The sequence below is a fragment of the Hydrogenophaga electricum genome, from assembly GCF_030160815.1.
Taxonomy (GTDB): domain Bacteria; phylum Pseudomonadota; class Gammaproteobacteria; order Burkholderiales; family Burkholderiaceae_C; genus Hydrogenophaga; species Hydrogenophaga electricum.
Window position 1 is genome coordinate 185,223 of sequence record NZ_BSPB01000003.1, and the last position, 23,780, is coordinate 209,002.

The following is a 23,780-nucleotide window of genomic DNA, read 5'->3' on the forward strand; positions in this document are numbered from 1 at the left end:
GGCGGTTCAGTGCGCGGCAGTCGCGGCGCGCGGCTGGCCCAGGCGCGCCGGCGAAACGTACTCCTGCCGGTAGACCTCGAAGGGCATGGTGTCGGCCGCTTCGATGGCGCGCTGGTCCTGCAGCGACTGGGCGGCCATGGCTTCGTAGCGGGCCTGCGCGTCGGCCTCCCAGGGCAGCGCCAGCAGGTGGTCGCGGATGCGCTGCGAGCGTTCCCGCGCAAAGGCCACGAAGGAGTCGGCGTGCTGCGAACGGATCGCCGCCAGCACCTGGGCCGACGGCAGCGTGTCGGGCGCCAGCAGCGCGGCACGGGCCGCCGCCACGGCGTCGCGGTGCTCGTGGCCACCGTGGGTGGCATCCAGGGCGGCGGCGATCGGCACCAGGGCATCGATGATGTCCAGCCCCCAGTCGGCCAGCGCCACCGACTGCCCCTGGCGCAGCAGCTGCAAACCAGGCTCGCGCCCGCGCGCAGCCGTCATGTGCTGGTTCTGGGCGATTTCGCGGATCTCGTCGGGCGTGTCGGGCGGGCTGTCGGCCAGCAGGCAGTGCAGCAGGAACACGTCGATGAAGCGCAGCGTGGCGGCGTCAACGCCAACCGCCTCGAAGGGGTTGAGGTCGAGCAGGCGCACTTCCACATACTCCACCCCGCGCTCGCGCAGCGCGTGCAGCGGTCGCTCGCCCTGGAAGATCACGCGCTTGGGCCGGATGGTGCCGTAGAACTCGTTTTCAATCTGCAGCAGCGTGGTGGCCAGCTGGTTGTAGTCGCCCCCCGGATTGCGGATGCCCACCGCCTCATACGCCGGCCAGGGCCGCGTGAGCGCGTCGTGCAGCGAGGCGGCGTAGCCTTCGAGGCTGTTGTAGCTCACCGCCAGCGTGGCCTGCGCCTCGCTCTGGTAACCCAGCCGGCCCATGCGCAGGCTGGTGCCGTGCGGCATGTGCAGCGTGCCACCCTGGCCCAGCGGCTGCAGCGCGTGCGGCCGGCCCTCGACGAAACTGGAACACACGGCCGGCGAAGCGCCGAACAGGGTCAGCAGCAGGAAAGCGTGGCGGCGGAAGTTGCGGATCAGCGCAAAGTAGCCTTCGTTGTCGATGCCGGGCAATGACCAGTTGTAGTGGATGCCACTGATGGTCTGCATGCGCCGGCCGTAGCGATGGCCCAGGCCCATGCGGTAGACGCTCTTGGCCCGGCCGACGTTGGAGCTGCCGTAGCGGCCCAACGGAATGGTCTCGTCGGTGGGCAGCCCGCAGGGCATGCTGGACGCCCACAGCATCTCTTCGCCGGCCGCGCCACCTTGCGCCGCGATGCTACGCAGGGTGAACTGGTGAACTTCGGTGAGCTGGGCCAGGCATTGGTCCACCGACGCGTGCACGCCGGTGATGAGTTCCAGCTGCGATTCCGAATAGTCGGTGGTGATGTGCGGGTGCGTGAGCGCACTGCCCAACGCCGGCGGGTGCGGGGTCAGGGCCAGCTTGCCGTCGGGCTGTGCGCGCAGGCTTTCTTTTTCGAGGCCGCGACGCATGCCGCTCAAACGCTCTTGCGAAAGGGCGCTCAGCCGTTGTTCCAGTGTGCTCATAGGGGCGTCGGGAGGGGTCTTTTTGGGGCCGGAACTTAACACGGCTGGCGTGTTTGTGCTGGCGCGCACCGCACAGCCCTGTCGCCGCCTGCCCTCCGTGCGGGCCGGCGGCAGAAAACCGGGAAAGCAGGCAGGCAGCGGAACCGGCCGGACGGCACCGGTCCGAAACGGCGCCCGCTCAGGCCGGCTGCGGCGAGGCCGGCGCGCGCCGGGGTGCCAGCCAGGCCTCGATGAGCACCGGGTCGTGCAGCAGGCGCAGTTGGTCGAACGCGACCTGCGCCTCGGGATAGGTGCGCCGCAGGTAGTTGAGCCACTGCTTGAGCCGGCCCGCGCGGTGGCGGCGCTCCACGCGTGCGCTCACGCGGTCCCAGAAGAGGCCGAGCAGCGGTTCGATCTGTGACCAGGGCACGCCATCCTGCCCGCGAATGGCCAGCGCCAGCCCCGGGTCGCCGACCATGCCGCGTCCGATCATCAGCGCGTCGCAGCCGGTCACCTCGCGGCAGCGCCGGGCGTCGGCCACGCTCCAGATCTCGCCGTTGGCGATCACCGGCATGCGGCGCAGCGCCGGCACCGCTTCGCGCACCTGGGCGATGCGCTCCCAGTAGGCCGGCGGCCGGTAGCCGTGCGCCTTGGTCCGGGCGTGAATGACCAACTCGTCGGCACCGGCCTCGGCGATGGCCTGGGCGCAGTCTTCGGCCACCCGGTCGTCGTTGAAGCCCAGCCGCATCTTGGCCGACACGGGCACATGCGCCGGCACGGCCCGCCGCACCGCGGCCACGATGCGGCCCACCAACTCGGGCTCATCGAGCAGCACGGCACCGCCCCGGCTGTTGTTCACCGTCTTGGCCGGACAGCCGAAGTTCAGATCGATACCGGGCGGTCCCAGCGTGGCCAAGCGGGCCGCGTTGTCGGCCAGGCAGACCGGGTCGGACCCCAGCAATTGGGGCCGCACCGGCACGCCGGCCAGCGTGCGCCCGCCCTGGAGCAGCTCGGGCACCACGCGCAGGAACACCCGATCCGGCAGCAGCGTGTTTGTGACGCGGATGAACTCGCTCACGCAGCGGTCCAGGCCTCCGGTGCGGGTCAGCACGTCGCGCAGGGTCGCGTCGAGCAAGCCCTCCATGGGCGCCAGCAGCAAAGTCATCAAGGGGTGGCGGTGTTGTCGCCGTGCCAAACAACCCGGCACGGGAGATGATGGATTTAACGCGGGGATTCTAGAACGGCCGCCTCTCCCTTGCGGGACCCTGCGATACCCGCCTACCATGTCGTGCCCTGCCCCTGCCGTCCATCCGGAGTTGCCATGTCTGCCTTTCGCCTTCGCCATCTGGCCACCACCCTTGTTTTGTCGGGAGGCCTGGCCCTGGGTTGCGCCTCGGCCGAGCCGACGGGCCAACGCGTCGGCACGTTCAAGCAGATCGAAGGCGAGGTCTGGCTGGTGCGCGACGGGGTGCGCGCGCCGGTGCGTTCGGGCGACCCCGTGACCGAGGCCGGCCGCATCCAGACCGGCCCGGGCGGCGCGGCCAGCGTGATCCTCAAGGACGGCACCGTGCTGACCGCAGGCCCTGAAACCGTGATGGACCTCAGCCGCTTCCAGTACGACAGCACCACGCAGGAAGGCAACTTCCTGCTCGACCTGCTGCAGGGATCGGTGCGGGTCGTCACCGGGCTGCTGGCCAAGGTCAACCCCGAGCGCTTCAAGGTGCAGACCCCCACGTCCGTGGTGGGCGTGCGGGGCACCGACTTCATTGTGGAAGCCAACCCACCGATCGAGCCGCTGCACGTCTACCTGCGCAAACACTACAAGGACCATAGTAGACTTCGCCGGTGACGCGCGCGCACCACGTTCGCGCGCATTTTTTCGCGCTTGCGCTGTCGAACGTTGACACCCCTGTCTGCCTGGCTGTTCCGGCCCTTCCCTGTCGCCCTGCTTGCTCTGCTGACGGCCTGCGCGCCGGCCAGCAAGGTGGTGCTGTTGCCCCAGGAGGGCGGTCGGCCCAGCGCGGTCACGGTCACCATGGGCCAGCAGGTCAATGAACTGAACCGGCCTTATCAGACCGTCGCGGTGTCGCCCCGCGGGAGCGTGGAAAGCGGCCTCACCACCGCGGCCGAAGTGGCCGAGGACTATCCGGCCCTGCTCCGGCTCCAGCCAGCAGCCGGCCAGACCTTCACCCTGCATTTCCAGACCGGCACCGCCGAGCTGACCCCCGAGTCGCGTGCCCTGCTGCCGACCGTGATCGAAACGGCCCGCTCCCGCGCGGGTGGCGAGATCATCGTCGTGGGCCATACCGACCGGCAGGGCCCGGCCGACACCAACGACCGCCTCTCGCTGCAGCGCGCCAACGCCATCCGAGACCTGCTGATCGAACAGGGCTTCCAGGGCGACCGGATCGAGCCCGTCGGCCGGGGCGAGCGCGAACCCCTGGTGCCCACGGACGATGAAGTGAGCGAGCCCCGCAACCGGCGCGCCGACATCATCGTCCGCTGATCACGGCGATGGGAGAGCACAGCCTGACGCGGGCGCTGCGCGGCCTCCTGAACCACCAGCGCACCGCTGCCCTGGGCACGCTGGACGAGGCCGACGCCTCGGTCTTCGTTTCCCGCGTGCCGTTTGCCATCGATCCGCACACCCGCGAACTCGTGCTGCACGTGAGCGGGCTTGCCGCCCATACCCGCAACCTGCGGCGGCACTCCCAGGTCTCGCTGCTGGTGGCCGAGCCGGAACAGCCGGGTGAACCCGTGCACGCCCTGCCCCGTGTGACCTTGCAGGGCCAGGCCCGCTTCGTCGACCCCGACGAGGCCGATGCCGCCGCCTGCTGCGCCGTGTACCTCGCCCGCTTCCCCGAAGCCCAGCCCATGACCGAACTGGGCGACTTCCGCTTCGTGCGCGTGCGGGTGCAGCAGGCCCGCCAGATCGCCGGCTTCGGGGCGGCGCGCAGCCTCGACACCGCCGAACTGCTGCAGGCCCTGGGCCCCACCCCCGACGCAGGTTCCTGATGACACCGGTCCTGAACCTCCTCCATGCCGACGACGCGATGCTGGTCTTCGACAAACCGGCCGGCCTGCTGGCCGTGCCCGGGCGCGGCGAGGACAAGCAGGACTGCCTGAGCACCCGCGCCCAGGCCGCCTGGCCCGACGCCCTGGTGGTGCACCGGCTGGACATGGCCACCTCGGGCCTGGTCGTCATGGCGCGCGGTATCGAGGCCCAGCGCGCCCTCAGCCGCTCGTTCGAGCGCCGGCAGGTGCACAAGCGCTACGTGGCCGTGGTCGCCGGCACCCTGCCCAACCCGCAACCCGACAACGGCTGGAACACCATCGACCTGCCGTTGCTGGTGGACTGGCTCAACCGGCCGCGCAGCATCGTGCACCCCGAACTGGGCAAACCCAGCCTGACCCGCTGGCGGCTCGGCGATGGCCCCGCCCCCGCCGGCGGCACCCGGCTCGACCTGGAGCCAGTCACCGGCCGTTCGCACCAGTTGCGCGTGCACCTGCAAGCCATCGGCCACCCCATCCTCGGCGACCCGCTGTACGCCACACCGGCCCAGCAGGCCCTCGTGCCCCGTCTGCTGCTGCATGCCCTGACGCTGGAGATCCCCCACCCCGTCACGGGCGAGCCCCTGCGCTTCGCGGCCCCCTGCCCCTTCTGACCCTGACCCGAGACCCCAGTCCATGCACGACCTCGTCATCCTCACCGGCGCTTCACGCGGACTGGGCCTGGCCATGGCGCGCCAGTTGCTCGCCCCCGGTCTCGTGCTGCTGTGCCTGTCGCGAAACGGGGGTGAGGATCTGGCCGAACTGGCTGTGGCACGGCGCGCCACGTTGCTGCACTGGCCAGTGGATCTGGCGGAACCCGCTCCGGTGGCGGACCGCCTTGCGCGTTGGCTCGGGCAGCTCGATGCACCGAGCATCGCCAGTGCCACGCTGATCAACAACGCGGGCGTGATTCCCCGCATCGCCCCGCTGGCCAACTGCCCGCCCGGCGAACTGGCACAGGCGCTGCGCGTCGGCCTGGAAGCCCCCATGCAACTGACCGCGGCCTTCCTCCACGCCACACGGACCTGGGTCGACAGCGGCTGGCAAGGGCCGCGCAAAGTCCTCAACATCTCCAGCGGGCTGGGGCGCCGCCCCATGGCGGCGCAGGCGCCCTACTGCGCCGCCAAGGCGGGGATGGACCATTTCACGCGCTGCTGCGCGCTGGAAGAGGTGCAATACCCCCAAGGCGCCCGCCTGGTGTCGCTCGCGCCGGGTGTGGTCGACACCGACATGCAGGAGCATCTGCGGACCGGTGACCCCGGTGCCTTCCCGGACCTGCAGCGATTCCTGGACCTGAAGGACCGCGGCCTGCTGAGCAGCCCCGACGAAGCGGCAAGCCAGGTGCTGGGCTGGCTGCACCGCCCCGACTTTGGCCAGGAGCCGGTCGCCGACGTGCGTCAGTGACCGCGGCCGCGGCGACCAGCCTGCGGCTTCCGGGCTGATTGCGGCATCAGTTGGTCTTGACGCCGGTGTCGCGCGCCACCTTGCTCCAGAGATCCATCTCTTTCTGCATGTGCTGGCGCAGATCTTCGGGCTTGCCACCGACCAGGGTCAGGCCGGCCGCTTCCATGGCCTCCTTGATCGTCGGCAGGGCCTGCACTTCGTTGAACGCCGTGTTGAGCGTGCGCACCACGCTGTCGGGCGTCCCGGCCGGCGCTGCCACCCCCTGCCAACCGGTGATTTCAAATCCCGGCAGGTTGGCGGCTTCGGCGATGGTGGGCACATCGGGCAGGCTCGGCACCCGCGTGGCCCGGGCCACGGCAATCAGGCGCAGCTTGCCGGCCTTCACGTGGGGCATCATGCTGGCCTGATCGGCAAACGCCACCTGGACGTGGCCCGCAATCAGGTCGGTGACCAAAGCCCCCACGCCCTTGTAGGGGACATGCGTCATTTCGGCGCCGGTGCGCGACTTGAACAACTCGGCCGCCATGTGCTGCGCACTGCCGGCACCCGACGAACCATAGGTCAGCTGACCCGGCGCGGTCTTGGCCTGTGCCACGAGGTCGGCCACGGTCTTGATCGGGGTGGACGGATTGACCACCAGCACGTAGGGCACCATCACCGTCTGCATCACCGGCGTGAAGTCCTTGAGCGGGTCGTAGGGCACCTTGGGCAGCGTGGCCGAGTTCATGGCCAGCACCGCGATGTTGCCCAGCAGCAGCGTATAGCCGTCCGGTGCCGATTTGGCGACGTTTTCCGCACCGATCATGCCGCTGGCCCCGGTGCGGTTGTCGATGATCACGGGCTGCCCCAGGCGCTTCTGCAGTTCGGGCTGCACATGGCGCGCATACAGATCCACCGCGCCGCCGGGCGGGAACGGGACCACGAGGCGCACCGGCCGCGAGGGGTAGTTGTCCGCGAAAACCGGCGAAACCGCCAGGGCCGCCACGCCGGCAAGCAGGGCGCGGCGGGCAATGCGGGGAAGCGAAGCGTGCATGTCAATGTCTCCTGGAGTGGAACGGAAAGGGAAAGGAACGGGCGCGGTCAGACCGCGGTGCGGGCCACCTGTTCGCGGTACTGCGCGATGACCGCGTCGAAATCGGCGTCCCGGGGCAGGCCCAGGCGCTTGGCCCGCGCGCTCTCGAAACGCGAGGGCCAGCCCCCGACGATGACGGCAATGGCCTCATCGGGCGCGAAACGCACCCGTGCCACCGCCTCCGCACCCGCCGCGCGGCCCAGCGCGTCGAGCATCTGCTGCACGGTCACGGTCAGGGCCGGCAGGTTGATGGCTGTACGGCCACCGAAAGCCTCGCGCGTGGCTTCGGCCACAGCCAGGATGCCCGCAATGGTGGTGTCGGGCGAGGCCAGCGCCACCGGGGTCTCGGGCGCCACCGGGCAGACCGATACCAACCCGGCCAGCGGCTCGCGGATGATGCCCGAGAGGAAGCTGGACGCCGCGCCATTGGGCTTGCCCGGCCGCACGGACACCGTCATCAGGCGGGCGGTGCGCCCGTCGATGAAGCCCTTGCGGGTGTAGTCGGCCACCAGTTGCTCACAGACGAACTTGTGCACGCCATAGCTCGACTGCGGCGTCGGCAGGGTGCGGTCGTCCACCACGACCGGCAACGGCAGCGCCGGATCGGAGCCATAGACCGCCACCGAGCTCGAAAAGAAGAACAGCGGTGCCGGCCCGCCACCCGTGCGCTGGCGGCGACAAGCGTCCAGCAGCGCGCGGGTGCTGTCGAGGTTGGACCGCAGACCCAGTTCGAAATCGGCCTCGCACTCGGCGGACACGGCAGACGCCAGATGAAACACCGCATCGAACGGCTGCCCGAACAGCGCCGGAATCTGCCCGAGCAGGTCTCCGCTCACACCCCGCACGCGGGCATCCCCGAGCAGGCGGGGGTCGCGGGGCGCCACCAGGTCGGCCAGCACCAGCGATTCGATGGTCCGCCCACCCAGGGCGCCGCGGTCCAGCAAGGCGTTGGCCAGGCGGGTGCCCAGGAAGCCGGCACCACCCGTGATCAGTATCTTCATGCTTGTCCCTCTTTTCAGTTCCTCAACCACCTCGGCCCGACAGCGTTGCTGACGGGTGGGCGGTATTCACATCCGACGAAGCCGTCGTAGCCCGACGCGCCAGCCCTTGCAAACGCGTCTGAAAATGCACCACCAGGCGCCCCAGGTTCGAGACGCGCGCAAACATGTCGGTGTTGATGCCCAGCACCGGGCGCGTCGCAGCCATTACGAGATCGCCCGGCGTCAGTGGCCGGCGCTGCCGCTGGCCGACGGCTCGCGGACCTGGCGAAACAGGTCGGCCGCGGCCTGTGCAAGCAGGCGCCCGTCGTTGGACACGGTGCGCATGGAGAAGCCGCCACCGGCCATCTTCAGCGCGTAGTCCACTGGTGAGCAATGCATGATGGTGAACTTGCCCAGGGCGTCGGCCACCTCGCGGATGCGCCCGATCGCGGCCAGCAGTTGGGGGTGCGACAAGTCGGTCAGCGGGTCGAGACCCAGCGTGAGGCTCAGGTCCGACGGGCCGATGTAGGCCCCGTCCAGGCCGGGCACCGACAGGATCGATTCGATGTCGTTCACCGCCTGCTCGGTTTCGATCATCGCGAAGGTGAGCACCTGCTCGTTGGCGTGCTTCCAGTAGTCCGCACCGTGCGCCAGCGGGGCCCGGGTCGGGCCGAAACTGCGCGCACCGGCCGGTGCATAGCGGCAGCACGCCACGAACTGTTCGCACTGCTCACGGGTGTTGATCATGGGACAGATCAGCCCCAGCGCCCCGGCGTCCAGCATCTTCATGATGATGCCGGGCTCCAGCCAGGGCACACGCACCATGGGCGTCACGTCGCTGCCGTTCATGGCCCGCAGCATGGCCACGGTCGTTTCGTAGTCGGACAGGCCGTGCTGCATGTCCACCGTCAAAGCATCCCAGGGCTGCCGGGACATCACCTCGGCCACAGCCGGACTGCCCAGTACCAGCCAGCCATTGAGCAGCCCCGCCTGGCGCGCCAGCAGTTTTTGTTTGAGTCGGTTGAGCATGAAGTGTCTCCGTGGGCTCGAATTAGTCTTATTATAACCATGTTACATGCTTTAAATTTCACCATGACCACCGAAAACAAGCCCGACCACCATCCCACCCTGCCGCGCGTCGGTTTCATCGGCCTGGGCCTGATGGGCGGCGCCCTGGCGCGCCAGACCTTCCAGGCAAAGTACCCGCTGACCTTGCTCGTGCACCGCGAACAGGACCGCGTCGCCATGGCCGACCTGCTGGCCCAGGGCGCCCAAACGGCCCAGACACCGGCAGAACTGGCGGCCCAGAGCGACGTGGTGGTGATCTGCGTGACCGGCGCCCCCCAGGTCGAAGACATCGTGCTCGGCGACCAGGGCATCCACCGCTCCGCCCGTCCCGGCCTGGCCGTGGTGGACCTGTCCACCTCGCTGCCCGAGACGACCTTGCGCTGCGCCGGCGCACTGGCCGGCCATGGCGCCTGCTTCGTCGACGCGGCCATGACCGGCACCCCGAGCGACGCCGAAACGGGCTCGATCAACCTGCTGCTGGGGGGCGATCCGGCGCCATTGGCTGCGCTCGAACCGCTGATGCGCTGCTGGGCCCGCAACCTCTATCACTGCGGCCCCACCGGCTCCGGCCACACCGTCAAACTCCTGCACCAGTTCGTGGTGCTCTCCAACGCCGCGGTGCTGACCGAAGCCTTCTCGCTGGCCCGCAAGACCGGCGTGGACACCACCGTGCTGGGCGACGTGATCGCCTCTGGCGGCGCCAACAGCACCGCCTTCCAGCGCCTGCGGCCCTACGTGGAAGAAGGCAACGACCGGTCGTTCCGTTTTTCGCTGGCCAACGCGCTGAAGGACATGCGCTACCACGGCGCCATGGCGCAGGCCGCCGGCGCGAACCGGCGGATCAGCGAGGCGGCCCTGTCGGCCTACACCCTGGCCAACGAACAGGGACTGGGCGACGCCTTTGTCCCCCACCTGCTCGACGTGGCCGACCGGGAAAATGGCGTGGCATCATCCACCACACAATGAACGAACTTCCCGTCGACGATCTCGCCAAGCTGACCCTGACCGATCGCCTGGCCCAGCGGCTGGGTGACCAGATCCGCAGCGGCGCGCTCAAGCCCGGCCAGCAACTGCCCACCGGGCAGGAGCTGGCCCGGCACTTCGGCGTCAGCCTGATCGTCGTGCGCGAAGCGCTGTCCTCGCTCAGATCCGAAGGGCTCATCCAGACCCGGCAAGGCTCGGGGGCTTTTGTCAGCCCGACCACCATGGCGCGGCCTTTCCGGCTCACGCACGCCCCGTCGGCGGCACCCGGCCCGCAAAAGCTGTTCGAACTGCGCACAGGCGTCGAGGTCCAGGCCGCCTTCCTGGCGGCGCAGCGCGCCACCGACGCACAGCTGCAAGCCATCGCCGAGGCCTACCGCGCCATGGAGACCGACATCGCCGCCGGCCACGACAGCGTGGGCTCCGATGTGCTGTTCCACCGCCGCATCGCCGAGGCCTCCGGCAACGAACTGTTCGCCAGCTTCCTGGACTTCCTCTCGGAACACATCCGGGGCACCATCCAGGCGTCCCGCGAAGGCGATGCCTGGAGCACGCACCGGAACGAAGTCATGGCCGAACACCGCGCGATGATGGAAGCCCTGCTCCGGCGCGATGCAGAAGGTGCCAAGGCAGCAGCCCAGGCACACATGGACCATTGCCTGCACCGCTGCCTGCCGGCCGCCGAGGCTGCCAGCACAGCGCCCCCCGAGCGCCCGCTATCGCGCAGTTGACGCGTCCGGGGAACGGGGGCGGTTTACCATTGTGGGTGGTGCACTGCAGCACGACCGTGTTTCCCCATCCCGATCCAAGGAGCCCGCCATGAGCCGTGAAGTCGTCGTCGTCAGCGCTGTCCGTACCGCTATCGGTACCTTCGGAGGCAGCCTCAAGGACACCCCCCCCACCGAGCTGGGCGCCCTGGTGGTGCGCGAGTCGCTGGCCCGCGCCCAGACCGACGGCAAGGACATCGGCCATGTGGTGTTCGGCCACGTGGTCAACACCGAACCGAAGGACATGTACCTCTCGCGCGTGGCCGCCATCAATGGCGGCGTTGGCGAAGGCACGCCCGCCTTCAACGTCAACCGCCTGTGCGGCTCGGGCCTGCAGGCCATCGTGTCGGCAGCCCAGACCATCCAGCTGGGCGATGCCGACATCGCCATCGGCGGTGGTGCCGAGTGCATGAGCCGTGCACCCTTCGCCAGCCTCAACATGCGCTGGGGCGCCCGCATGGGCGACACCAAGATGGTGGACATGATGATCGGCGCCCTGCACGACCCGTTCCACAACATCCACATGGGTGTGACCGCCGAAAACGTCGCCGCCAAATACGGCATCACCCGCGAGATGCAGGACGCGCTGGCCGTGGAAAGCCACAACCGCGCCGAACGCGCCACTGCCGAAGGCCGCTTCAAGGACCAGATCGTGCCCGTCATGCTCAAGAGCAAGAAGGGTGAGGTGGCCTACGCGGCCGACGAGCATTTCCGCCCCGGCTGCAAGCTGGAAGACATGGCCAAGCTCAAGCCGGTGTTCCTGAAGGAAAACGGTACCGTCACCGCCGGCAACGCCTCGGGCATCAACGACGCCGCAGCCGCCGTGGTGCTGATGGATTCGAAAGTGGCCCAGGCGCGTGGCGCCAAGCCGCTGGCCCGTCTGGTCGGCTATGCCCACACCGGCCTGGACCCCAAGATCATGGGTGTGGGCCCGATCTCGGCCACCCAGGCCGTGCTCAAGAAGACCGGCCTGTCGGTCAACGACCTGGACGTGATCGAGGCCAACGAGGCCTTCGCCGCCCAGGCCTGCGCCGTCACCAAAGAACTGGGCCTGGACCCGGCCAAGGTCAACCCCAACGGCTCGGGCATTTCGCTGGGTCACCCGATCGGGGCCACTGGCGCGCTGATCACCGTGAAGGCCCTGTACGAGCTGCAGCGCGTGCAAGGCCGCTATGCGCTGGTGACCATGTGCATCGGCGGCGGCCAGGGCATCGCAGCGATCTTCGAGCGCCTGTAAGGCCAGGGCCCTCGCGGCCCGACAACGAACGCACAGCCCCGAAAGGCGCTGTGCGTCTTTTCATGCCCGCCCGGCTCCCACCGGCCACCGAAGGAACCCCTTCTCGCAGGGACGGTCTACCGTCCACCTCTGGTTGACATCACGGAGACCCTGCCATGTGGAAACGAGCGATGCTGATCGGCATGACCTTGCGCGCCGACGCCCGGCGGCTCTGGCGCGCGCTGCGCCATCCCGACACACCCACCTGGTTCAAAGGGGGCGTGGTGCTCGCCGTGCTCTACCTGTTGTCGCCCCTGGACTTGCTGCCTGACATGCTGCCCGTCATCGGGGTGGTGGACGATCTGGTCCTGGTGCCGCTGGCCCTGCGCTGGCTGCTGGGACGCCTGCCCGCGCACATCGTCGCGCCCGCTGCAAGCACCCCCGAAGCCTGATCCAAGACCCGAAGCGGGCGCTCCGGCCAGCCCGGAACCGCGGCGTCAGCTTTCCTGGAAGCCGTCGCGCCGGTAGGTCAGCACCAGGGTGTCGCGCCAGCCCAGTTCATCCGGCGACAGGGGCTGGATCGGCGTGGTTTCGTGGATCACGCGGGCATCGTCGAGCAACAGCAGCGACCAGGGTTCCCTCAAGGTGAACCGCTGCCCGGCCGGACCATTGGCCTCGAACACCCGGCTCTCGCCGCCCTTGATGGCATGGCGGTCGAGCATGAACACCGCCACCAGATCCACCCCGTCGCGATGGGCCCCTTCGGGGGTGGGCCGGCCAATGCCCCCTGCGGTGTCGATGCGGAAGGTGTGCGCCTCGACAAACCACGGGCGCTCACCATGCAGGGCCGACACGGTTTCACCGACACGCGCGAGCAAGCGCGACCAGACCGGCAACGCCACCGTCTGCGGCAGCATGGGTTCAAACCAGCGCTGCATGCCGCCGTGCAAGGCGTTGTATTCCAGCGGCTGCCAGTGCGCCCGGTGTGGCACCAGCCGAACCTGCTCGCCCTCGACCACAAACGAACTGTGCCGGCGGCGGCGGTAGCGCCCCCCATCCTTGAGATAGGCATCGGCCGGCAATGCGTTCCAGCCCGCGTGCACCGCCCCCAGTTCGTCCGCGGTCGCCGCCAGCCACGCCTGGACATCGGCAGCATGCAGCAAGGCATATCCATTCTGGCGAAGGGTGGTAACGCCATAGGCGATCGGGGTGTACGGTGGCTGGAACTCTTGGGCGTGCATGTGTTGCAGTGTACCGACGGCTTCGCGCCCCCGCAGACCGGGTCCTCTCCGGTACCGGCCCTTCAGAACGCAGTTTCTGCGCTGGATCAAAAGCGCAACAGCACTCCGCTGTCAAGCTTGGGGCCGTACCGAGAGAAGACTGCCATGAACACCGTGCAATGGACCGATGCCCTGCTGCTGGAATACGAACCGATGGACACCGTCCACCGGGGGTTCGTGGACCTGCTCGCGCGCGCCCAGGCAGCCCCGGATGATGAACTGGTCAATACCTGGAGCGCCGTGGTCGAACACACCACCGCGCATTTCAAGATGGAAGACGACTGGATGCGCCGCACCCGCTTCCCCAACGCCGACAACCACATCGTTCAGCACCGTGTGGTGCTCAACGTGCTGCGGGAGGGCACCGCTTTGGCCCGCGCTGCCGACTATGCATCGGTGCGCGAAATGGCGGGCGAACTGGCTGTCTGGTTCGCCAAACACACCCAGTCGCTGGACGCCGCCCTGGCGCTGCACATGCGCCGCGTCCAGCCCACCAAAGTCAACCAGGCCTCGCCGGCGAAAGACTCGGGCTGGCGCGACGCCGCCTGACCGCTATCTGCTCGCTCTCGGCATGGGGAAAACCATGTGAAACCCGGCTCCGCCGCTGGCTATATTGCTCCTGCAAGAGGAGATTGCCATGGCCGATGCCATCCACGCCGTGCCGGGCGTGCCTGATCGCGAACCTGACACCGTCGTCCCCGGGCCCGCCAGCGACCCGGCTTCCCCCCCCACCGTCGACGAAAACTCGGTGTTCCACTGGAAGCTGGCCGAGTTGCGCGCCAGCGACCCCTGGCGGTGGCTGCAACTGGGCTGGGAAGACTTTCGCCGCTGCCCGCGTATCGGACTTTTCTACGGCCTGTGTTTTTTTGCCATGGGCCACGCGCTGCTGGCGGTGTTCCAGAAAGCACCCGAGTATGTGCTGGCCCTCAGTGCGGGGTTCCTGCTCATGGGCCCGTTCCTGTGCCTGGGCCTGTACGACGCCAGCAAGGCCATGCAGACGCACGACCGCCGGCCATCGCTGCGGGCATCGCTCGCCGCCTGGCGGCCCACCAAGGGCACCATGGCCATTTTCGCGGGGGTGCTGCTGATCCTGGAAATGCTCTGGGGCCGTGCGGCGCTGGTGGTGTTTGCGGTGAGCTTCAACACCATGCCGGAAAAAGCCAATCTGCTGGCCATGCTGGTCGACCCGGAAAACATCGGTTTCCTGATCACCTACGCCGTGGTGGGTGCCGTTTTCGCAGGCCTGATCTTCGTGACCAGCGTGATCTCCATTCCCCTGATCATGGACCGGCAGGTGGATGCGGTGTCGGCCGGCCTGACCAGCATCCGGGCCTGCCTGCAGAACCCGGGCGTGATGCTGCAGTGGGGTGCCCTGGTCACGCTGAGTATCGGCCTGGCCATGCTGCCGGCGTTCCTGGGCCTAATCATCGTTGGCCCGGTGATCGGGCATGCCACCTGGCATGCCTACCGCCATATCGTGCCGTCCGAGGGCGCCACCAGCCCGGCACCGGGGCGGTAACCCGACGTTATCTCGGCGGCCGATCGCCCGGCTCCACCATGCCGGACTCTGCGGCGTTCGGCGCTGCTTCGCGCCAGACCCGCGCGAACAGCCACCAGCTCGCCAGGGTGTTGATCAAAGCACACACGGACAGCACCCAGCGCAGCGGCCCCTCGATGTCCCGGACGTAGAGCGCCGTCGTCATGAAGGACGACAGCAGTTGCAGCGTCACCGCCAGCCAGAACAGCGGGTGGCGGGGTTGCCAGAAGCGGCGCAGGGCAATCATCAGCTCGGACATGCCCCGATTGTCGCCATCAGCGCGCGCGTGTGGCACGGCCGCCGATGGGGCACGGCCTCAGGCCGGCTCCTGCTCCTGCAGCAGGCGCCACATGACCTTGCCGCTGCCACTCTTGGGCAGCGCGTCGACAAACTGCACCACGCGCGGCATCTTGTAGACCGCCATGTTCTCGCGGCACCAGTCGATGATCTGCTGCTCGGTCACCTGCCCCCGCGCCGCGTCGCGCAACACCACCACGGCCTTGACGCTTTCGCCTCGGTAGGCGTCGCGCGTGCCGATGACACAAGCCTCGGCAATCGCCGGATGCCGGAACATCAGCGCTTCGACCTCGGCCGGCCAGACCTTGAAGCCACTGGCGTTGATCATGCGCTTGAGGCGATCGGTGATGAAGAAGTAGCCATCCTCGTCCACCCGCCCCAGATCGCCCGAGCGGAAATAGCGCTGACCGCCGAATTCGATGAAGGCGGCTTCGGTCGCATCGGGCCGCTTCCAGTAGCCGCTGAAGACCGAGGGGCCTCGGATGATGATCTCCCCGGCTTCACCCACCGGCATCTCCTGCAGGGTGTCCGGGTCCACCACCCGCGCGTCCACACTCAGGAACGGGATGCCCAGACACTGCTGCTTGGGTGCATCGGGCGGGTTGTTGTGTGAGGGGGCAGCCGTCTCGGTCAGGCCATAGCCTTCGGCGTAACGCAGCCCGAACTGTTCCAGCAGGCGCTGGGCCACGGCCTGCGGCATGGCCGCACCGCCGCCGCCGATGAAAACCAGGCTGGACAGGTCGTACTGGTCAAAGCGCGGGCTGGCCAGCAGATCGATCACCATCGTCGGGATGTTGCTCCAGTGTGTGACCTTCCAGGCCGAAATCAGCCGGCCGGCGAGTTCGCGGTCCCAGCGCGGCATCAGCACCAGGGTGGCCCCCGTGTAGATGCCCGAGTGCATGCCCACCACCATGCCGGTGATGTGGAACATGGGCACCACCACCAGCGACACGTTGGCCGCCGACCCGCCGGTCCAGAGCTGGCAGGCCACCGCGTTGTGCATGAGCGAAGCGTGTGTGTGCATGCAGCCCTTGGGCAGGCCGGTGGTGCCGCTGGTATAGGGCAGCACGCACAGGTCGGACGGCTGGCGGTCGTGCACCGGCGCGGGCTCGGTGCAGGCGAGCGCCTCGGCCCAGTCGGTCGCGCTGCCACCCGTCCACGACGGGAGTGGGTGCCGTGTCCCGAGCCACTCGGCCCAGGCCGGGGGAATGTCGGCCTGCGGCCCGATGGCATCGTGGTAGTGCGCCACCACCAGGTGGGTCAGTTGCTGCACCGGTGGCAGATCGGCACTGGCCTTGAGCAGGTCGCCCGCCAGATCGGCCGCACAGATGGCGACCCGCGCATCGGGGTCGGTGATGTAGTGCTTGAGTTCTTCGGCGCGGTTCATTGGGTTGACCGGCACGACCACCGCGTTGGCCCGCAGGATGGCGTAGTAGGCCACGATCCACTGCGGGCAGTTCTGCATGAACAGGATCACGCGATCGCCCGCCTGCACCCCCCGGGCATGCAGGTGGGCCGCCAGCCGTTCGGCCTGGTCGTGCAGCTCGCGGTAGGAGGTCTGCCGGTCAAAGAACACCAGCGCCGGCTTGTCGGGGTAGCGCTGTGCGCTCACCGCCAGATTGAACCAGAGCGAGGTGGCCGGGGTTTCGATGGCGTGCGGCAGTCGCAGGGGCCAGAAGCGGTGATGGGCGCGGACCGGCATGTCCATGAGCGATGTCTCCTTAGTAGGTATTTCTGCAAGGCCCGAAGGCGGATCAAGCATAGACCGGGTGCCTCTGCGGGCCAACTGCCCTTGTCGCCACCGGGACGGCCGTTCGCGACTCTCAGGTATCGGGCCGCAGAACGGCCCCCACTGCTACGCTCAGGGCGATGAAAACGGCTCCACCCATCTCGCCCGCGTTGCACGACTGGCAGCAACTCGAACAGGCACTGCAGCGGCTGCAGGCCGGCGATCTGCCGGTCCACGCCTTTACCGACCAGGCCCGTGCATCGTCCGCGCTGCGCGCTGCTCTGCCGGCACGCTTCGATACGGTGCTGCAACACTTGCTCGACCGCCTGGAAGCCGGTGCCCTTTTCACCGAAGAAAGCTGCTCGTTCAGCCAACGTGATCTGGCAGACAACCTGCAACTGTGGCTGGACAAGGCACGGAACCAGTTGACCGGGGCGTGATCGACCCGTCCGCCCCCCTTTCAAAACCCACGGAGCACCCATGCAGCGACGCCCTTTTCTCCTTGCCCTCGCCAGTGCCCTTTCCGCCCCGGTCTGCGCCGCCACCCCGAAGCAGCGGCCCACCATCCAGGTCTGGAAGGATCCGCAATGCGGCTGCTGCAAGGACTGGATCGCCCACCTGCAGCAATCGGGGTTCGAGACCCAGGTGTTCGAAACTGGCAACACCGCGATGCGGCAACGCCTGGGCATGCCGGCCCAATTTGCTTCCTGCCACACCGCCCGCGTCGGTGGCTATGTGATCGAGGGGCATGTCCCGGCGCGGGACATCCATGCGCTGCTGGCCGAGCAACCCCGTGCGATCGGGCTGGCCGTGCCCGGCATGCCGATCGGCAGCCCTGGCATGGACGGCGCCGTCTACGGCGGCCGGCAGGACGCCTACGACGTGGTGTTGGTCCAGGCCGATGGCAGCGGCCGGATCTACCGGCGCTATCCAGGCCAGCGCGCGGCAGGCGGTTGACTGGTACCGATCGGTCCTCTCTGGCGGATACCGCACGTCCGCCAGAAACTCAATTTTGGTGCAAATGTGACGATGCTCACATGGGTATACCGGGATGCCCAGGCGGGTATCCAGAAATCCCAGGAGGAACACGATGCGCCAGAACCTACCCGTCACCACGCAGGAATTCGAAATTCCCGACGGCGCCACGCTGGTGTCCACAACCAATCTTCGCGGGGTCATCACCTACTGCAACCCGGCTTTCATCGCGGTCAGTGGCTTCACGCGGGAAGAGCTGATCGGGCAGCCGCACAACCTGATCCGCCACCCGGACATGCCGCCCGAGGCCTTCCGCGACATGTGGAACTCCCTGAAATCCGGCCACCCCTGGTCGGCCGCGGTGAAGAACCGGCGCAAAAACGGTGATTTCTACTGGGTCCAGGCCAATGCCACCCCCGTGATCGAAAACGGCCAGCCCGTGGGGTACATGTCGGTGCGCACCAAACCGACGCAGGCCCAGATCAGGGCCGCCGAAGCCCTCTATGCGCGGCTGCATGCAGAAGCCGGTCGCCGCAAACCGCGCCTGGCCTTGCACCGGGGCCAGCCTGTTCACACGGGCTGGCGTGGCCGGCTGGAACGCTGGCGCCGCGCGGCGCTGATCCAGCAACTCAGCGCGACGACTGTGGCGCTGGCCCTGGGTGCCCAGTGGCTGGGCCTGATGGCGGCGGGACGCGGCCCAGCGACCCGCCACGCACTGATGGCCGGGACGGTCGTCGTGGCGGTCATGGCCGCGGCATTCATGCGCCACCTGCTGATCAAACCGATGCAGGCCTCCGTGTCCTTCGCCAACCGCATGGCCGCCGGTGACCTGACCGTGCGCCTGGAGCAGCGGCACACCGGCGAGCTCGGCGAGCTGACACGCGCGCTGAACCAGCTGAATGTGAACCTCCAGGCCGTGGTGTCGGATGTGCGCACGGAGGTCGAAGGCATGCAGCTCGCCTCCAGCGAGATCGCCGCCGGCAACCACGATCTTTCGGCCCGCACGGAAACACAGGCATCCAGCCTGGAGCAGACCGCCGCGTCCATGGACGAGATGAACAGCACGGTGCAGCAAAGCACGGTCTCCGCGGGCGAGGCCGCGCGCTTGGCCAGCCAGGCCACCGACGTGGCCCACCGCTCGAACCAGGCGGTGAGCGAAGTCATCGACACCATGCACGACATCAGCCGCTCGTCGCATCGCATCGGGGAAATCATCCAGGTGATCGACGGCATCTCGTTCCAGACCAACATCCTGGCGCTCAATGCGGCGGTCGAGGCCGCGCGCGCCGGCGAGCAGGGGCGCGGCTTTGCCGTCGTGGCCAACGAAGTCCGCCAGCTCGCTCAGCGCACCCTGACGGCGGCCAAGGAAATCAAGACGCTGATCGACACGTCGACCGACCAGGTCGCACGCGGTCGGGTCCAGGTCGACAGCGCCGGCAAGACCATGGGTGGCCTGATGCAGGCGGTTGAACAGGTGCAGCAGCGGATCGCCGAAATCACCCATGCCAGCCACGAACAGGCGCAGGGCATCGCCCAGATCAACCAGGCGGTGAGCCAAATGGACGGCCTGACCCAGCAAAACTCGGCCATGGTCGAAGAACTGGCCGCTGCCGCCAGCTCGCTGCAGCAGCGGGCAAGCGACCTGGAGGCTTCGGTCGGCATCTTCAAACTCGAAACCCGCCGGGCCAGCGTCTGACACAAGCCGACACAAAGCCGCCACCCGGCCGTTCATGCCCGGTACAGGCGGGCGTGCTAATGTCCGCGCATGCCCCACATCCGTTACACGCTGCTGTCGCTGCGCGATCTGCTGATCTCCATCGGCCCGTTCGCGCTGCTGACGGTGGCCCTGCTCGCTCTGGCCTATGCGTGGCTGGACCCCAACCCGCCCAAGCGCGTGATCCTGGCCACCGGCCCGGAGCAAAGCGCGTACGAGGCTTTCGGCAAACGCTACGCCGACGCGCTGGCGCGCTATGGCATCGACGTGCAGCTGATGCCCTCGGAGGGCTCCTCGGCCAACCTGGAGCTGATCCGCAGCGGCAAGGCCGACATCGGGTTCGTGCAGGGCGGCAGCGCCGACATCGGCTATGACGACGAAGAATCCATCGTTTCGCTGGGCAGCCTGTTTGTCGAACCCCTGTGGCTGTTCTACCGCGAAGAGGCCGCGCGGCGCCTGCACGGCGCCGACACCATCGACCACCTGTCTGAACTGCGCGGCTGGCATGTCAATGTGGGCACGCCGGGCAGCGGCGTGCCCCGGCTGTTCAGCACGCTGCTGGACGTCAACCGCATCAACCGCAGCGACCTGACCCTCAGCCAGCTGGAGCAGACCCCCGCCACCGTGGCCTTTCTGGATGGACGCATCGACGCGCTGGTGTTCGCCTCGGCCCCCGAATCGCTCATGGTGCAGATGCTGCTGCAGACGCCGGGCGTGCGGCTGCTCAACTTCGCACAGAGCGAAGCCTATGCCCGGCGCTTCGGTTATCTGACGCCCGTGGTCATGCCGCAGGGCGTGGTGGACCTGGCCAAAGACATCCCGGCGCAGGACATGCACCTGGTGGCCTCGACCACCAGCCTGCTGGCCGGGGCCCGCACCCACCCGGCGATCCTGCAACTGTTTGCGCAGACCGCCACCACACTGCATGGCGGGGGCAGTTGGTTCAACCGCGCCCGCGAGTACCCCAACCTCGAACACAGCGAGGTGCCGCTCTCGCCCGAGGCCGTCCGCGCCATCCGCAACGGCCCGCCGTTCCTGCAGCGTTACCTGCCGTTCTGGCTGGCCAATCTGGTGGAACGCATGTGGGTGGCCATGGGCCTGATCATCGCGCTGGCGCTACCGCTCTCGCGCATCGTGCCGCCGCTCTACACCTTCCGCATCCGCTCGCGGGTGTTCCGCTGGTATGCCGAGCTGCGCGACATCGAACAGCGCCACGAAGAAGGCGAAACGGCACCCGACACCTTGCTCGAACAACTGGCCGAAATGGAAGCGCGGGTGGGCAAGATCGTGGTGCCCCTGTCATACGCCGACGAGCTGTACGCGCTGCGCAACAACATCCAGCTGGTGCGTCAGAAGCTGCGGCAGCAGGCGCCGGCCTGAGGCAGGCCGCGGCCTCAGTGCGGGCCGCTGCGCGACTGCCCCGAATTGATCGCCGCCTGGCGCGCCACGTTGTCCAGTGCGTCGTCGACCACCCCGTGGTCGGCCACCACGTGCAGGCGGCTGGACGCCAGCAGGCGGTCCAGGCCGCGCCGGGTCAGGGAAATGGTGCGCCCATCCACCGCGTGGAACAGGAACATCGTGGCGTGGGGCGAAGCCCAGGTCAGTTGGCAGCGCACCACGCGGTCCCCGTCCAGCAGATCGACCCAGGCGCCCACGGACAGTGGCACCTGCCCTTGTTCGCGCGCCTGATCGGCCTTGACGTCGGCCAGGTCGCGCGGCATGGGCATGGGCTCGGTTTCAAGGAAATCCGGCTGCGTCTCGATGGTCAGATCGTCGATGAACCCCGTGTCGCGGGCCTCGGCCGGCTGCAGCCAGGCGGAGGCTTCATCCGGATAGCCCGAGTGGGAATGCCGGCTCTGTATCGAGTCGCCCGCCTCGGTCGGCACGGCCTTGTAGGCCGCTTCGTGCAGCCCCATCAGCGCCTGGAAGAACCCCTCGGACTGCGCCCGCGGGTAGTCGATGCTCTCCAGCCCCTCGCGCAAGGTTTTCAGCAGCGCCGGTATCAGCTTGATCAGGCGGGGCCGGTTGCGGCTGGCCTGGACGATCTGCGCCGACCACAGCAGATCGGGCAGGATGTCCATGTAGCGCTGCGCTGCGGCGCCTCGGGGCGAGGCACCGCCGACGATCTCGGCATCAAGACGGGCCTGCGCCACCACCTGCGCCCAGGGGCCCTGCAGAAAACGGCGCACCACCCCGGGTGCGCGGGCGAAATCGTTGCGCCCCTCGATTTCGTGGGCCACCCGTTTCGCCATGAGGTTGCGTTGCTCGGCACGCACGAGCGATTGCACGGCCCGCCCCCGGCTGCCTGCGTCGGCAGCCAGCGCCTGTTCCAGCTGCTGCAGTTGCTGGGCAAACCGCTGCGACAGCTGCGTTCCCGGCGCCTCCAGGCCCTGCACCACCGCCATGACCGACAGCGCAAACGGTGCGAAGGTCGAATCCTGGTCGCTGGTGAACGCCAGGCCCCGCGCGGTGATCAGGTCCAGCAGGCGCCGGGCCGGATTCTGGCGGTCGGCAAAGAACCGCGGATCGGTGCGGGCCAGCTCCAGCAAGGCGGGTTTCAGGCGCTCGATCATTTCGCGCACCGTTGGCAGCAGGCGGTGGTCGTCGGCGATGCGGCGCAACAGCTGCGACACCACCTCGGCCGCGAGCGTGCGCGTCATGGCGTTGCCGGTTTCACCCGCGGCGTCTGGGTGCTCCAGATTCCCCACCAGCAACTGGTGCAGGTGATCCAGGGTCAGCACCGGCGCCTGCCCCGGCACGGCCGCCGTCGTCACGCTCTCGGCGCGCGGGCTCGCCGACACGCCTGCGGCGCGCGCCACACCCGCCTTCGCCGCGGGTGACTGAACGACCGCGTAACTCGCGGGCTCGATGCCCCAGCGGTCCAGCCGGCGCGAGAGTTCCTGGTAGTAGGCCTGCAGCTGCTCCCCCAGCGACACCGCGCCGGCATGCAGCCAGCGCGTGCGCACCGCTTCGTCGAGATGCATCGTGCGCAACGCCTGCATCAGCGCGGCCACCACCACGTCCGGCCGCAGGGGGTTGGCCTCGTGCCGGATGACCGACAGGCCCTGGGCCGCGCTCAGGCGGGCGCTCAGGGCGACCAGCGCCTCGTCGGCCGACATGCGCACAAGTTGCTGCACCCGTGCCAGTTCCACCGTGTCGTTGACCTGCCGGTCGTCCATCAGCTCCAGTTCGTCGAAGCTGAGCGCCTGCAGACTCCTCGGCCCCTGCAGGGATTGGGGGGTCAGCTCGCCGCTCAGTGCCCGCCCCAGGGCTTCCAGGAAACGGGTGGCGACCATGTCCCGGTGCTGCTGCAGCGCCCGCCGGGACTGACCGAGCAGCTGTTTCTCCAGAGGCGAAACGGTTGCCGCTTCCCGCTGCTCCAGCGCGGCATACAACTGCATCAGCCAGGCGGGAATCCAGTCGCGCGCCAGCACCAGCGCCTCGTTGAGGCTCTTCTGGTAAATGGGCGACAAGGCGGTCATGGTCTATGGCGGCAAGCACAAAACCATGAAGCTTCTCACACTCTTACCAAAAATCGTCTCCAGACTGCCACAAATCACCAAATAGTTGGCAGTTTGAGCCGCCTTGGGCAGGCTCGGTGCTCAATCCCGGGCCAACAAGGCCTCCCAGCCAGGCGCTCCCAGCGTCTGCAAGGTCCGCAGGTTGCGTGCCACGATCTGATCGGCATCGCCTCCTTCGGACGCCACGGCGCGCTCCACACTGTCTTCGCGCAACAGGTGCAAGGTCGGATAGGGCGAGCGGTTGGTGAAGTTGCCGATGTCGTCGGCGGCCGCATCCTCGAACTGGAACGCCGGGTGAAAGCTCGCGACCTGGATCACCCCTTCCAGCTCGTGCTCGGCCACCACATCGTCGACCACGTTCAGGAAGTCGTTGAAGACGAAAAAGTCCGGGAACAGCGTGGGGTGCACCAGCAGCGTGGTGTCCACCTCTTCAGCCGGCGTGTTCGCCAGCAGGTCCAGCTCGCGATCGAGGTCGTCCAGAAACGCATCCAGGTGCCGCGCGTGGCTGACCACGATGCGCACCTGGTTCTTCACGTACACCGACCGCGCGAACGGACACAGGTTGAGCCCGATCACCGCTTTTTCGATCCAGCGGCGGGTGTTTTCCATCACAAGGGTGTCATCGGGTGCGGTCATG

General features: G+C 68.2%; 25 protein-coding genes. 15 read left to right on the forward strand and 10 right to left on the reverse strand.

The window, feature by feature from the left end:
• Nucleotides 1-6: 6 nt before the first annotated feature.
• Nucleotides 7-1,572, reverse strand: a complete 1,566-nt coding sequence (gene gshA / locus QQK43_RS03490; protein ID WP_284306701.1) for a glutamate--cysteine ligase — start codon at nt 1,570-1,572, stop codon at nt 7-9.
• Nucleotides 1,573-1,750: 178 nt separating this feature from the next.
• On the reverse strand, nt 1,751-2,716 hold the full coding sequence (locus QQK43_RS03495; RefSeq protein ID WP_284306702.1) for a tRNA dihydrouridine synthase: 966 nt from the start codon (nt 2,714-2,716) through the stop codon (nt 1,751-1,753).
• Nucleotides 2,717-2,872: 156 nt separating this feature from the next.
• On the opposite strand from QQK43_RS03495, the gene QQK43_RS03500 reads away from it, so the two are divergent.
• The 5 genes from QQK43_RS03500 to QQK43_RS03520 are packed head-to-tail and all read left to right on the forward strand — an operon-like array spanning nt 2,873 to nt 6,006.
• A complete protein-coding gene (locus QQK43_RS03500; RefSeq protein WP_284306703.1) occupies nt 2,873-3,400 on the forward strand; it encodes a FecR family protein in 528 nt (175 codons plus the stop codon).
• A gap of 51 nt (nt 3,401-3,451) precedes the next feature.
• Nucleotides 3,452-4,057: an OmpA family protein gene (locus tag QQK43_RS03505; RefSeq protein WP_234263395.1), complete on the forward strand. Its 606-nt coding sequence runs from the start codon at nt 3,452-3,454 to the stop codon at nt 4,055-4,057.
• 8 nt (nt 4,058-4,065) lie between these two features.
• The gene (locus tag QQK43_RS03510) at nt 4,066-4,566 is read left to right on the forward strand and encodes a HugZ family pyridoxamine 5'-phosphate oxidase (protein ID WP_234263396.1); all 501 of its coding nucleotides are present in this window, start codon (nt 4,066-4,068) and stop codon (nt 4,564-4,566) included.
• The gene (locus QQK43_RS03515) at nt 4,566-5,216 is read left to right on the forward strand and encodes an RluA family pseudouridine synthase (RefSeq protein WP_284306704.1); all 651 of its coding nucleotides are present in this window, start codon (nt 4,566-4,568) and stop codon (nt 5,214-5,216) included. Before QQK43_RS03510 ends, QQK43_RS03515 begins: the two co-directional genes overlap by 1 nt.
• Before the next feature lie 22 nt (nt 5,217-5,238).
• Nucleotides 5,239-6,006: an SDR family NAD(P)-dependent oxidoreductase gene (locus QQK43_RS03520; protein ID WP_284306705.1), complete on the forward strand. Its 768-nt coding sequence runs from the start codon at nt 5,239-5,241 to the stop codon at nt 6,004-6,006.
• A gap of 46 nt (nt 6,007-6,052) precedes the next feature.
• Here QQK43_RS03520 and QQK43_RS03525 read toward each other — a convergent pair whose 3' ends face one another.
• The 3 genes from QQK43_RS03525 to QQK43_RS03535 form a co-directional block, all read right to left on the reverse strand.
• Nucleotides 6,053-7,039: a Bug family tripartite tricarboxylate transporter substrate binding protein gene (locus QQK43_RS03525; RefSeq protein WP_284306706.1), complete on the reverse strand. Its 987-nt coding sequence runs from the start codon at nt 7,037-7,039 to the stop codon at nt 6,053-6,055.
• Between the two features lie 47 nt (nt 7,040-7,086).
• Nucleotides 7,087-8,079 carry a D-erythronate dehydrogenase gene (denD, locus tag QQK43_RS03530; protein WP_284306707.1) on the reverse strand — a complete coding sequence of 331 codons (993 nt, stop codon included), beginning with the start codon at nt 8,077-8,079 and terminating at the stop codon, nt 7,087-7,089.
• A 222-nt stretch (nt 8,080-8,301) separates the two neighbouring features.
• A complete protein-coding gene (locus tag QQK43_RS03535) occupies nt 8,302-9,087 on the reverse strand; it encodes an HpcH/HpaI aldolase family protein (protein WP_284306708.1) in 786 nt (261 codons plus the stop codon).
• A gap of 63 nt (nt 9,088-9,150) precedes the next feature.
• On the opposite strand from QQK43_RS03535, the gene QQK43_RS03540 reads away from it, so the two are divergent.
• The 4 genes from QQK43_RS03540 to QQK43_RS03555 all read left to right on the forward strand — a co-directional run bounded on the left by QQK43_RS03540 (nt 9,151) and on the right by QQK43_RS03555 (nt 12,542).
• Nucleotides 9,151-10,092, forward strand: a complete 942-nt coding sequence (locus tag QQK43_RS03540) for an NAD(P)-dependent oxidoreductase (protein WP_234263406.1) — start codon at nt 9,151-9,153, stop codon at nt 10,090-10,092.
• Nucleotides 10,089-10,838 carry a FadR/GntR family transcriptional regulator gene (locus tag QQK43_RS03545; protein WP_234263408.1) on the forward strand — a complete coding sequence of 250 codons (750 nt, stop codon included), beginning with the start codon at nt 10,089-10,091 and terminating at the stop codon, nt 10,836-10,838. The genes QQK43_RS03540 and QQK43_RS03545 overlap by 4 nt, the downstream gene beginning before the upstream one ends.
• Nucleotides 10,839-10,926: 88 nt before the next feature.
• Nucleotides 10,927-12,111, forward strand: coding sequence for a beta-ketothiolase BktB (bktB, locus tag QQK43_RS03550; protein WP_284306709.1), 1,185 nt, complete (start codon nt 10,927-10,929; stop codon nt 12,109-12,111).
• Nucleotides 12,112-12,266: 155 nt separating this feature from the next.
• Nucleotides 12,267-12,542, forward strand: coding sequence for a DUF1232 domain-containing protein (locus tag QQK43_RS03555; protein ID WP_234263412.1), 276 nt, complete (start codon nt 12,267-12,269; stop codon nt 12,540-12,542).
• Nucleotides 12,543-12,587: 45 nt separating this feature from the next.
• Here QQK43_RS03555 and QQK43_RS03560 read toward each other — a convergent pair whose 3' ends face one another.
• Nucleotides 12,588-13,331, reverse strand: a complete 744-nt coding sequence (locus QQK43_RS03560; protein WP_234263413.1) for a 2OG-Fe dioxygenase family protein — start codon at nt 13,329-13,331, stop codon at nt 12,588-12,590.
• Between the two features lie 144 nt (nt 13,332-13,475).
• Here QQK43_RS03560 and QQK43_RS03565 point away from each other — a divergent pair, with 144 nt between their 5' ends.
• Together QQK43_RS03565 and QQK43_RS03570 are read left to right on the forward strand one after the other, a co-directional pair.
• Nucleotides 13,476-13,919 carry a bacteriohemerythrin gene (locus tag QQK43_RS03565; protein ID WP_284306712.1) on the forward strand — a complete coding sequence of 148 codons (444 nt, stop codon included), beginning with the start codon at nt 13,476-13,478 and terminating at the stop codon, nt 13,917-13,919.
• Nucleotides 13,920-14,007: 88 nt separating this feature from the next.
• Nucleotides 14,008-14,889, forward strand: coding sequence for a DUF2189 domain-containing protein (locus tag QQK43_RS03570; RefSeq protein ID WP_284306713.1), 882 nt, complete (start codon nt 14,008-14,010; stop codon nt 14,887-14,889).
• 7 nt (nt 14,890-14,896) lie between these two features.
• Here QQK43_RS03570 and QQK43_RS03575 read toward each other — a convergent pair whose 3' ends face one another.
• Complete coding sequence (locus QQK43_RS03575) at nt 14,897-15,166, reverse strand: hypothetical protein (protein ID WP_284306714.1); 270 nt, start codon at nt 15,164-15,166, stop codon at nt 14,897-14,899.
• Between the two features lie 57 nt (nt 15,167-15,223).
• The gene (locus tag QQK43_RS03580; protein ID WP_284306734.1) at nt 15,224-16,906 is read right to left on the reverse strand and encodes a long-chain fatty acid--CoA ligase; all 1,683 of its coding nucleotides are present in this window, start codon (nt 16,904-16,906) and stop codon (nt 15,224-15,226) included.
• 167 nt (nt 16,907-17,073) lie between these two features.
• On the opposite strand from QQK43_RS03580, the gene QQK43_RS03585 reads away from it, so the two are divergent.
• The 4 genes from QQK43_RS03585 to QQK43_RS03600 all read left to right on the forward strand — a co-directional run bounded on the left by QQK43_RS03585 (nt 17,074) and on the right by QQK43_RS03600 (nt 21,002).
• The gene (locus QQK43_RS03585) at nt 17,074-17,373 is read left to right on the forward strand and encodes a hypothetical protein (RefSeq protein ID WP_234263420.1); all 300 of its coding nucleotides are present in this window, start codon (nt 17,074-17,076) and stop codon (nt 17,371-17,373) included.
• Between the two features lie 40 nt (nt 17,374-17,413).
• Entirely contained in the window at nt 17,414-17,890 is a 477-nt protein-coding gene (locus QQK43_RS03590) for a DUF411 domain-containing protein (RefSeq protein ID WP_284306715.1), read from the forward strand.
• Nucleotides 17,891-18,023: 133 nt separating this feature from the next.
• Nucleotides 18,024-19,604, forward strand: coding sequence for a methyl-accepting chemotaxis protein (locus tag QQK43_RS03595; RefSeq protein WP_284306718.1), 1,581 nt, complete (start codon nt 18,024-18,026; stop codon nt 19,602-19,604).
• A 69-nt stretch (nt 19,605-19,673) separates the two neighbouring features.
• Nucleotides 19,674-21,002: a TAXI family TRAP transporter solute-binding subunit gene (locus tag QQK43_RS03600; RefSeq protein WP_284306719.1), complete on the forward strand. Its 1,329-nt coding sequence runs from the start codon at nt 19,674-19,676 to the stop codon at nt 21,000-21,002.
• Between the two features lie 14 nt (nt 21,003-21,016).
• Here QQK43_RS03600 and QQK43_RS03605 read toward each other — a convergent pair whose 3' ends face one another.
• Both QQK43_RS03605 and QQK43_RS03610 read right to left on the reverse strand, forming a co-directional pair.
• Nucleotides 21,017-23,104 carry a DUF1631 family protein gene (locus QQK43_RS03605; protein WP_284306720.1) on the reverse strand — a complete coding sequence of 696 codons (2,088 nt, stop codon included), beginning with the start codon at nt 23,102-23,104 and terminating at the stop codon, nt 21,017-21,019.
• A 120-nt stretch (nt 23,105-23,224) separates the two neighbouring features.
• Nucleotides 23,225-23,779 carry a DUF1415 domain-containing protein gene (locus QQK43_RS03610; RefSeq protein ID WP_284306721.1) on the reverse strand — a complete coding sequence of 185 codons (555 nt, stop codon included), beginning with the start codon at nt 23,777-23,779 and terminating at the stop codon, nt 23,225-23,227.
• Between the last annotated feature and the right edge of the window lies 1 nt (nt 23,780).